This is a genomic window from Rheinheimera sp., assembly GCF_020217005.1.
Classification (GTDB): domain Bacteria; phylum Pseudomonadota; class Gammaproteobacteria; order Enterobacterales; family Alteromonadaceae; genus Pararheinheimera.
In genome coordinates this window covers 1-10,000 of sequence record NZ_JAIWOI010000280.1, presented here as the reverse complement: position 1 = coordinate 10,000, position 10,000 = coordinate 1, and the positions used below count along the sequence as shown (strand labels likewise).

The 10,000-nt window shown below is 46.8% G+C and carries 10 protein-coding genes; 3 read left to right on the top strand and 7 right to left on the bottom strand.

From position 1 onward, the window contains the following. Positions 1 to 30: 30 nt before the first annotated feature. From LDL40_RS13670 to LDL40_RS13655, 4 genes are all read right to left on the bottom strand, one after another. Complete coding sequence (locus LDL40_RS13670; RefSeq protein ID WP_300995931.1) at positions 31 to 1,545, bottom strand: HAMP domain-containing sensor histidine kinase; 1,515 nt, start codon at positions 1,543 to 1,545, stop codon at positions 31 to 33. A gap of 2 nt (positions 1,546 to 1,547) precedes the next feature. Further along, on the bottom strand, positions 1,548 to 2,231 hold the full coding sequence (locus LDL40_RS13665) for a response regulator transcription factor (RefSeq protein WP_300995929.1): 684 nt from the start codon (positions 2,229 to 2,231) through the stop codon (positions 1,548 to 1,550). A 90-nt stretch (positions 2,232 to 2,321) separates the two neighbouring features. Then, positions 2,322 to 3,320, bottom strand: a complete 999-nt coding sequence (locus tag LDL40_RS13660) for an SMP-30/gluconolactonase/LRE family protein (protein ID WP_300995928.1) — start codon at positions 3,318 to 3,320, stop codon at positions 2,322 to 2,324. A gap of 422 nt (positions 3,321 to 3,742) precedes the next feature. Further along, the gene (locus tag LDL40_RS13655; RefSeq protein WP_300995932.1) at positions 3,743 to 3,967 is read right to left on the bottom strand and encodes a TonB-dependent receptor; all 225 of its coding nucleotides are present in this window, start codon (positions 3,965 to 3,967) and stop codon (positions 3,743 to 3,745) included. Positions 3,968 to 4,129: 162 nt separating this feature from the next. On the opposite strand from LDL40_RS13655, the gene LDL40_RS13650 reads away from it, so the two are divergent. From LDL40_RS13650 to LDL40_RS13640, 3 genes are read left to right on the top strand one after another with little or no spacing between them, the layout of a single operon-like run. After that, complete coding sequence (locus tag LDL40_RS13650; protein WP_300995927.1) at positions 4,130 to 4,711, top strand: PepSY-associated TM helix domain-containing protein; 582 nt, start codon at positions 4,130 to 4,132, stop codon at positions 4,709 to 4,711. A 30-nt stretch (positions 4,712 to 4,741) separates the two neighbouring features. After that, the gene (locus LDL40_RS13645; protein WP_300995926.1) at positions 4,742 to 5,236 is read left to right on the top strand and encodes a DUF2271 domain-containing protein; all 495 of its coding nucleotides are present in this window, start codon (positions 4,742 to 4,744) and stop codon (positions 5,234 to 5,236) included. A 4-nt stretch (positions 5,237 to 5,240) separates the two neighbouring features. Beyond that, complete coding sequence (locus LDL40_RS13640) at positions 5,241 to 6,044, top strand: DUF4198 domain-containing protein (protein WP_300995925.1); 804 nt, start codon at positions 5,241 to 5,243, stop codon at positions 6,042 to 6,044. Positions 6,045 to 6,079: 35 nt separating this feature from the next. Here LDL40_RS13640 and LDL40_RS13635 read toward each other — a convergent pair whose 3' ends face one another. The 3 genes from LDL40_RS13635 to LDL40_RS13625 form a co-directional block, all read right to left on the bottom strand. Further along, the gene (locus LDL40_RS13635) at positions 6,080 to 7,078 is read right to left on the bottom strand and encodes a LacI family DNA-binding transcriptional regulator (RefSeq protein ID WP_300995924.1); all 999 of its coding nucleotides are present in this window, start codon (positions 7,076 to 7,078) and stop codon (positions 6,080 to 6,082) included. A gap of 219 nt (positions 7,079 to 7,297) precedes the next feature. Continuing rightward, the gene (locus LDL40_RS13630; protein WP_300995923.1) at positions 7,298 to 8,629 is read right to left on the bottom strand and encodes a glycoside-pentoside-hexuronide (GPH):cation symporter; all 1,332 of its coding nucleotides are present in this window, start codon (positions 8,627 to 8,629) and stop codon (positions 7,298 to 7,300) included. Between the two features lie 50 nt (positions 8,630 to 8,679). Beyond that, the coding region (locus tag LDL40_RS13625; protein ID WP_300995922.1) for a GH1 family beta-glucosidase at positions 8,680 to 10,000 on the bottom strand (1,321 nt) is incomplete at its 5' end.

Here is a 10,000-nt window from a genome sequence, read left to right as displayed (position 1 = left end):
TTTAGCAATAACAGTCACTGTACCTTAGGCTCATTCTTCAAACGGCAAACTAATTACCGCCTGAAAACCACTAACCTCACCCGAAGCTGCATAAAGATTATGCAGCTTTAACTGTCCACCACAACTTTCCACCGCTCTTTTGGCGATACTTAAACCTAAACCTACACCATCTTTTTTGCTCTGACCGCGGAAAAATGGATCAGACAATTTGGCTAGTTCGTCTGGCGCTACACCAGGGCCTTGATCGGAAACTAAAATCTGCACTTGCCCGTGCTGTTGTCTCAACTGCACCGTCACCAGGCTATCAGGTGGAGTGAATTTGATGGCATTGCGGATCAGGTTTTCCAGCGCACGATAGAGTAAATCAGGGTCAGCCTGCAGTTGCACTGTTGTATCAGCTTTTACCAGCAGCTGTTTATGTTGCGACAAGGCCTCCAACCGGCCATCCTCCGCCACGGATTCCAGCAGTTCCAACAGGTCCACCTGCTGCAACTTCACTGCTGCAGCACCACTTTCCAGCCGTGAGTAAGTCAGAATTTCTTCGACCAGTGCATTCAATTTTTGGGTTTCTGCTTCCACTTTATCCAGCACTAGGGCGCTTTCAGAAGGAGTTTGCCGCGCCAGTCCCACCAGTATTTGTAAGCGGGCTAATGGCGAGCGGAATTCATGCGAGACATCATGCAATAAACGGCGCTGGCCACTAATGGCTTGCTCAACACTTTTAGCCATCTCATTAAAACTGCGGGCTACAGCACCAAACTCATCGCGCCGCCCTGTGACTTTAGGGCCCAACTGAGTCAGCCAGTGATCGGATGCCAGTGACTGCAGAGCTCGTTTTAATTGACGCACTGGCGAGGCAAAATACCAGGCCAGCCACAAACTAACAGATAAACTGGTGACCAGAATAGCAGCCAATAAAAATGCAGGATGAAACCAGACCGGAGGCATAGCCATAGTGGCTCTTACTGCCATACCACGCATTTCGGGAGGTGGGCCTTTTTCACCAAAACCAGTGGGGCCAAAAGGCTGCACAGCTTCATCAGGAGGAGGACCATGGGGTCTGGCAGGTTGTGAATGCTGAATATCAATACGTTGTGCTGGCACCGAGCTGGTCGCCATAATGCCTCTGCCGCTACGTAACCAGTCCAGTAAAAACTCGTGGCGTGGCACCGCCAACAAATACCAGCTTTGGCCAGATTTATCCTGCACTTTGTATTCAGGTTGTTCTTTCAGTAATTGTTCCCAGTCACCAGGCACATCTCGCTGTAAATAATCTTCGCCCTGGTTATTCAGCAGCAGGATCTTGTCGCGGGACATTGGATCTTCTTCCCAGCGCTGCAATACATCACCAAGCAATTTAATGCCGCCGGAATCCATCATCAGTTGAGCTGAACCTAACACCAATCTGAGCTGTGGGCCTATCCAGACAGGTTTGGGTTCATCGTCCGTAGAACGGCTGACTTCGTTGACAGCCCAAACTAAGGTGCCCGCGAGAATTAACGCGCCCCAAAAGGCTAATAAAAACTTCCAGAACACCTGCCCCATAATTAAGACTGTTGCATCAGTTGATAACCCTTGCCGCGTACAGCTTCAATCCAGGCTTGTTGGTCTTCTCTTTTGCCAAGCTTTTGGCGGATATTGCTGATATGCACATCCAGGCTACGATCGTATTGAGTTAAGGTTTTACCTAAAGCCTGCAGTGATAATTCGGCTTTGCTGACCAACCGCCCCGCCTGACAAGCCAACACCCAGAGCACACTGAACTCGGCGCCTGTCAGCTGAATTTGTTGCTCATTGACCCAGGCTTTACGTGAGCCGGGTTCAAGCGTTAAAGGCCCAACTCTGACTTCGGTGGGTTCGTCATGTTGTTGCTGTACACGACGTAAAATGGCCCGGATACGCGCAACTAATTCGCGGGGTAGGCAAGGTTTAGCGACATAATCGTCCGCACCCAGTTCCAGGCCCAGCACTTTATCTATGTCATCCCCTTTGGCGGTTAACATAATGACCGGTACTTTGGAATGTTGGCGTATTTGGCGCAGCAATGATATGCCATCTAAGCCCGGCATCATCACATCTAGCACCAAGAGTTCATACTGACCAGAAATGGCCTGTCGCAAGCCGAGCTGACTGTTATTGGCCACCTGCACGACAAAACCTTCCCGCTGTAAGTAAGTACTTAACATCGAGGTCAGTTCCTGGTCATCATCAATCAGCAATAAAGGGTTCAAAGGCTTGCACTCCGGATTCAATTGGCCGCAGTTTAACCCCAAGCTGCTCAGTAATAGAGCAGCTTTACATTTCTATACACTAGCTTCTAATCAAACTGCGGTTTTTAGCTTAATACGCAATAAATAGCTGGACGCCGTGATGTATAAATACGCTTTATCCAGACTTAAAGCCACATTAGCGGCGGCAACACCAGTTTGAATAGTGCCCAGATGTTCGCCTTTGGCATTAAACACTAATACGCCGCCGGGACCAGTCGCCAGTACATGGCCTGAAGGCAGTATTTTTAAGCCATCAGGTAACCCGGGTTTACTCTTAACCCAAGCTGTGGCATCAAAAAACAGCTGGCCTTCGCCTACAGTGCCATCTGCCGCCAGAGGGTATTTCCACCACTGCGCCGCCTGAGGGTCTGAGTTTGCAACATAAAGCCACTTTTCGTCAGGTGATAATGCCAGACCATTAGGGCGGGTTAGTTTGTCAGTGACCACTATCAGCTCGCCCGCCCTGAGCCAATACACACCATTAAAGTTCAGCTGCTTTTGTTTCGAGTTATCGGCATCTTTTAAACCATAAGGTGGGTCGGTAAATAAATAACTGCCATTGCTATGCTGCACCAGATCATTAGGGCTATTAAATAACTTGCCCTGATATTGAGTTACCAAAGTTTGATATTCAGGTCCTTTGGTACTGACTGAGGTTAATACAGCTAAACGTCTATCACCATGCTGTGCCAATACCAGCTGATTTTTTTGATTAAAAATCAAACCATTAGACCCCTCTTTCAGAGAGGGTTCGTCTATCAGTCCTGTGTGACCTGCTGGACTCAGATACAAAGTTAAACCATTTTTGCTATTCCAGCGCCAGACTTTATTGTCCGGTACATCGGAGAACAAAATATCTCCGGTCTTAGGTTCAGCCACAGGGCCTTCTGCCCAGCGAAAGCCATCCGCCAGTATTTCCAATTGAGCGTCGGCAGCTATCACCTGACTGAGCTCTGGTTTGAGTTGCTGCACCGGATCTGCAGGAATAGGAGATGGATTGGCATAAGCCAAAGCAGATGTAAAAAAAAGCAAAGTTAAACTAGTACGCATCCTTGTCACCTTTGTTGTATTGGAAACCTGTTGATGTTTCAAACAATGTAGCATTGTTAGCGCAACCAGAGCACTGCTTTGGACACAAAAAACCGCAGAATCAATCTGCGTTTTTTTCATAGGCTCGACTTACAACATGCTTAGAAGCTGACGTTTACGCTCATCCATAAGTTGCGTGACTTGTCTTTGGTGTTGAAGTGGTCAACATAACTGGCCTGATACCCGTCAGCGCCATTGGCATCTGGAATACAACTGGTACCGCTGTCACATTCAACAAACTCCAGATCGTAGGTGGTGAAATCCTGATCAAACAGGTTGTTGATATGTGCCGTAAAAGCGACTGAATCGCTGGTCGCATAACTGGTACCTAAGTGGCAGACGTCACAGGCTTTGTAATGCAGCGGGGCCTTTTTAATACTGTCCTATGAGCGGAAACGTTTGGTACGGATTTCTGACGTCAGCAAAACTTTTAACTCATCAGTTGCGCTCCAGTCGACCGTCAGGTTAGCCATATGCTTGGCGGTATTGGTCAGAGGTTGGCCATTGTTAGCAGCACTTTTCTGCTCGCCGTCTGTGTAGGTGTAGTTTGCACGCAAAGCGAAGTTGTCGGCGATTTGCCAGCACCCGGCGACTTCGGCACCTTTGATAGTTACGCTATCAATTATTCATCTTGCGAAACAGAAACAAGTCATGACCAATAAACAACTAAATCAGGGGGTTGTGAAACCCTTGCAAATAAGAACAATTCTCAGTAGCATGACAGCTGATTTTTAGGGGGTACTGTGAAGAGTTCAGCTTTAGCTCGGTGGATGCGTTGGTTACATACCTACAGCGCTATGTTGGTGTTGTTGCTGTTGTTATTTTTTGCCATCACGGGCATCACTTTAAATCACCCTGAATTGAGCAGTAGCACGGGCAAAACCAGTCAGCAGTTGCAGTTGGAACTGCCAGAACAATTGCCGGATTTATTGCAATTACCAGAGGATCAACAACAAGCCGCTCTGGCTTTGTATGTCGATTGGTTAAAGCAGGAACATCAGTTACAGGGCGGCTATAACCTGAATTTTTCGCCTGAAGACGAAGTCCTGGAAATTGATTTTAAGCGCCCAGCTGGCTACGCCGCTGTAGTGATTGATTTATCAGCACGCACAGCTGAAGTAGACACTGAATTTGGTGGTTATCTGGCGCTGGCCAACGACTTACATAAAGGTCGTTACGCTGGCAGCAGTTGGAAGTGGCTGATTGATATAACCGCTGTGTTTTGTGTGTTGTTTGCCTTGTCGGGCTTTTATTTATTGTGGCGGCAGCCGAACCGAAGAGATTTTGGCAACGCCACAGCTATAGCTGGTGTGGTTTTGGCTTTAGTCGCTTATATAGCGTCGTTTCATTAATTTAGCGTCGTTTTACTTAGAGGGAAGTCTATGTACAAGTATTTAGTCGCTGCTGTGCTGTTGTGTTGCGGCTCAGCTATGGCAGAACAGCAGTTGGAGATTCAGGTCGAACTGCCAAAAATTGACACTGGTACTTACCACAGACCTTATGTGGCAGTCTGGATTGAAAACGAGCAACAACAGCCAGTGCGTTTAGTTGAAGCCTGGCTGGAAAAACCGGACTGGATTAAAGATTTACGTCGTTTCTGGCGCAAACTCGGCCGCAGCGAACCGCAATTAGTCGATGCAAAAACAGGAGCCACTAAAGGCCCTGGCAGTTACAAAGTACGCTGGGATGGTAAAGACGAACAAGGCAATGCCGTTGCTGCTGGTAACTATGTGCTTTTTGTTGAAGCAGCCCGTGAACAAGGCGGCCGTAATCTGGCTAAACAAGTATTCACATGGGACGGCAGTGCCGTTCAGATCGAAATAAAGGCCAGCAAAGAGCTGGGCAAAATTAAACTTACTTCTGTACAGGGAAACTAGTCCAATGAAAAAATCTATTCTGGCCTCCTTATTAGTGGCAACAGCAATCAGCGCTCCGGCTCTGGCTCACACCTTATGGGTAGTACCAAGTCATTTTGTCTTATCAAAAACAGGCAGTTGGGTATCGGCTGATGTTAGCGCTGCCAACATGACTTTTGTCGCCGACAAAGGTATTCCGGTAGACAATGTGGCTTTATATACACCTGATGGTAAAAAGCAGGCCATTGAGCATAAATACCAGGGTAAACGTAAATCTCAGGTAGACGCACAGCTGAATGCTGAAGGTACCTACAAACTGGAATTAGGCGGCCCTGTACGTTTTGGCACTATGTACAAAGTTGGGGATGAGCGTAAGCGTTTGATGGCGGACAAAAAGACCCGGACTAAAGAATTGCCGGCCAATGCTACAGAGGTCGTGACCAGCCAAAGTCGCAGCCGCTCTATAGCTTTTATCACAGTGAATAAACCAACCTCAGCAGTGCTGGCTCTGAAAAACGAAGGTTTAGAGTTTAAAAGCTCAGTGCACCCGGCTGACATAGTAGCAGGCGAGCCTGTGACTTTTACTTTTTTAGTCAATGGTAAGGCACAAGCTGGTGTGGAACTGGAAGTATCGTACGAAGGTGAACGTTACCGTGATGAAGCTAGACGCGTGCAGCATAAAACTGATGCAACAGGGCAGTTTACTTATACCCCTGTTGAAGCTGGTGTATTTTTGATTGAGGCCTCGTATTCAGCCAAAGCTGAATCTGAGCTGGCTGATCAGATCCGTGAAGGCTTAACCTTAACTTTAGAAGCAGCTTTACCTTAAACAGCTCACAGCCTCCGTATCAGGCGGAGGCTGTTTTACTCTATATGAATAGCAGAATTGCGCACCACCAGTTCAGGCTCGAACACATTTTCAACTTCAATATCTTTCTTATATAAATTCTTTAGCAACCATAAAGCGGCCATTTTTCCCATTTCGTGGATAGGGTTATTCACAGTGGTCAATTTAGGTGAAACATAACGGGCAAAAGGAATATTGTCGTAACCGACAAAAGACAAATCCTGAGGAATTTTCATCCCCCGCTCCAGACAAACCGAAATAGCGCCTGATACCATTTGATCGTTGGCGCAGACCACTGCAGTAAATTTTTTGTCCAGACTGAGCAAATAGTTCATGCCGTCTACACCGCTGTCTTCTTTGTAATCCCCCTCAAAACACAGGGCAGGGTCAAAAGATACGCCCACTTCGGCCAGAGCCCTTTTATGCCCTTCCAGACGCTCAGCCGCATCGTGCTTTTTCGCTGGCCCGGAAATATAGGCAATATCGCGGTGTCCTAACTCAATCAGATGCCGGGTCGCCATATAACCACCCAGCTCATTGTTCAGGTAAATACAGCAATCGCTGATTTCTGCTATGTATCTGTTGATTAGCACTATAGGTGTTGAGCTTTGGCTCAATTTAATCAGATATTCGTCTGAGATAGCTTCCACATCGAGGATCAGGGCGTCGCAGCCTTTACTCAGCAGAAACTCCACACTGTCAATTTCCTGTGCTGCATCACTATGACCTACGGCAATAATCACATGGCGGTTGTCCGCACGCAGTGCAGCTTCAATTTCAGCCATCATAGGGCCGTAATAAGGACCATCCAGCTGAGAGACCAATACGCCCACACTATTGGAACAGTTTGACGCCAAAGACTGAGCAAAAGTGTTAGGCCTGTAGCCTAATTCAGCCATAGCGGCTAATACCTTTTGTCTGGTTTTTTCACTGACGTTGGTGTTTTTATTCATCACTCTGGAGACAGTCGCCAGAGATACACCAGCAAGCTGAGAAACGTCGTAAATGGTCGCCATATAGTGCTGTCACTTATTGTTAAGTCTAAGAAAGTCGGGAACCACAAGGTAAATCAGTAAAGCCTAAATTATCTTGTAGTCCGTCATATTACCAGCTTTTACATCCGTTATCCCTGAAAATACAGCTTGGTTGACTGTCCAAACAGACCCCGGCGGCTTAGTCTGACTAAACCGTCGGGACATGACTGATTGCCCCATGCAGATTTACTGCCTGCAAACTTATTCGGCCGCGTTCTTCAAGTCTCTGGTGATTTCTTCCACTTTTTCTGTGTTGAGCTTATAAGCGCTCATTACAACAGCCACAATCAAAGAACCAATGGCAGGATACAAGCTAAAAGCCAGCAATAATCCAGCTTTGGTTTCTTCAGTTTGAGCCAGGTCGGCCTGATAGCCTATACCAGCCAATAACCAGCCACCCAAAGCGCCGCCTACTGCAATGCCCATTTTTATAAAGAAGATAATAGAGGAATAGACCATGCCTGTAGTGCGGACTCCTGTGCGCCACTGGCCGTAATCTACAGTGTCGGCCATTTTGGCCCACAGCAGCGGAGTGCCAGTGTTAAACACCAGATTCCACAGCACATAGAGCCCTATAGCGAGGGTCACGTTATCGGCTGCAACAAAATAGCTACTGGCACAAAGCACTGCGGCTAAAATTTGAATACCAATATAGAGCTTCACTTTGCAGTAACGCTTCGCCAGCGGCTGCGCAATAATGCAGCCCACCATACTGCCCAGCATACCTAAAGTGATAAACAAGGTGATACTGTCCGGCATTTCCAGATAATACTTCACGTAGTAAATTGCCAGTGTTGTACGCAGTACATAACCACTCAGCAGACATAAAGCCACCAGAGCTAACACACGCCATTGATCGTTTTGCCATAACTGACGGAAATTATCCATGTAGCTGCGGCTGACCGCTTCTTTCGGTGGGTTGATACGTTCTTTAGTGCCATAAAAACAAGCTAAAAACATCAGCACACCTAATACGCTCATCGCCATGATCGTCAGCTGGTAGCCTTTAGCTCTGTCGCCCTGACCAAACAACTCGACTAAAGGTAAAGTTAACGAGGTCACCATCAGGCCACCCAGCATGGCAAAGACAAAACGATAGGACTGTACCGACACCCGCTCCTTAGGGTCTTCGGTTAACACGGCGCCTAAAGCGCAATATGGAATATTAATAGCGGTATAGACCAGCATCAGCAGGGTGTAAGTGACAAAGGCATAGATCATTTTGCCCTCTTCGCCAAAATCCGGTGTGGTAAAAGCCAGCACACTGATCAGGCCAAAGGGCAAAGCAAACCAAAGTAAGTAAGGGCGGAATTTGCCGTATTTGCTTTGAGTGCGGTCGGCAATAGCGCCCATTAGCGGATCTGTCACTGCGTCAATAATACGCACAGCCAGAAACATGGTACCGACAAAAGCCGGCGAAATGCCGTAGATGTCGGTATAAAAAAACGTCAGAAACAACATGACGGTCTGGAACACTATATTGCTTGCCGTATCCCCAAGGCCGTAAGCAATTTTCTCCTTTACACTAACCATGTCAGGCGCATCCTATAAAGTGTTGATTTGAAATTATTATTTTTTATACATTAACGATTACTTATTAGATTTTTATAAGCCAGACCGCTGTTTTTCACAGTTCTTTGCTGGCTGTTGTAGTCAACGTAAACTATACCAAAACGCTTTAAGTAGCCTTCAGCCCACTCAAAGTTGTCCATTAAACTCCAGGCAAAATAGCCCTGAATATCGACACCTTGCTCAACTGCCTGATGCACAGCATTCAAATGCGACTGGTAATAGGACAAGCGTAGTTGGTCATCCACTTCGCCATTGTGCAGTTGATCAGCAGCTGCTGCACCATTTTCGGTAATATAAACAGGAGGTAGTTTATATTTCTGATGCAAAGACACTAACAGATCGGTAAAGGCTTGAGGGTAAATTTCCCAGCCTATGTCTGTTTTCGGTGCTTCGACCATATCAACTTCAATAAAATCACGACCTTCAGTGGCTTTATACACAGTGCGGGTGTAGAAATTAACGCCTAAAAAGTCCAGCGGCGCTTTAATAATGTCAAAGTCACCTGCTTCAATCACTGGCTTGTCTTCATCCGCCAGCAAAGCGAATGAATCCGGGTAAGCGCCATCAAATACAGGTTTGATATACCACTGATTAAAGTATTCATCGGCCAGCTGTGCAGCTCTTTGATCGGCAGCGCTGTCAGTTAACGGATAAGCAGGAGTAAAGTTCAGCACTATGCCGTTCATGCTGTTTGGGCTGTTTTTCTGCAGTACCTGCATCGCCAGACCATGAGCTAACAATAAGTGGTGTGCTGACTGACGACCATAGGCTTTTTTAGTTAAACCTGGCGCATGAATACCGGCCTCATAACCTAAATAAGAGCTGCAAAACGGCTCATTTAAGGTGGCATACGAATAAACTCTATCGCCAAAGGCTTTACTCAACTTGTCAGCATAATCCTGAAACAAATAGGCTGTGTTACGGTTCAGCCAACCGCCTTGATCTTCAATATGCTGCGGTAAATCCCAGTGATACAAAGTGACAAAAGACTTAATATTTCTGGCCTTCAGCTCATCCAAAATATTGATGTAGAAATCAACACCTTGCTGATTCAGGCTGCCGTCCTGATTCATTACCCTTGCCCAGGCAATAGATAAACGATAAGCGTCGACACCTAAGGAACTGATCAGAGCAATGTCGTCACGCCACAAGTGATAGTGATCACAGGCTATATCGCCGTTGGAGCCATCTTTTACTTTACCTGGCGTAGCGCAAAAGGTATCCCAGATACAAGGCAGACGGGACTCAACTCCACCTTCAATCTGGAAGGAAGATGTAGCCACACCATAAGTAAATTCTTTCTTTAATAATCTTGAGCCTTTTGGCAATTCA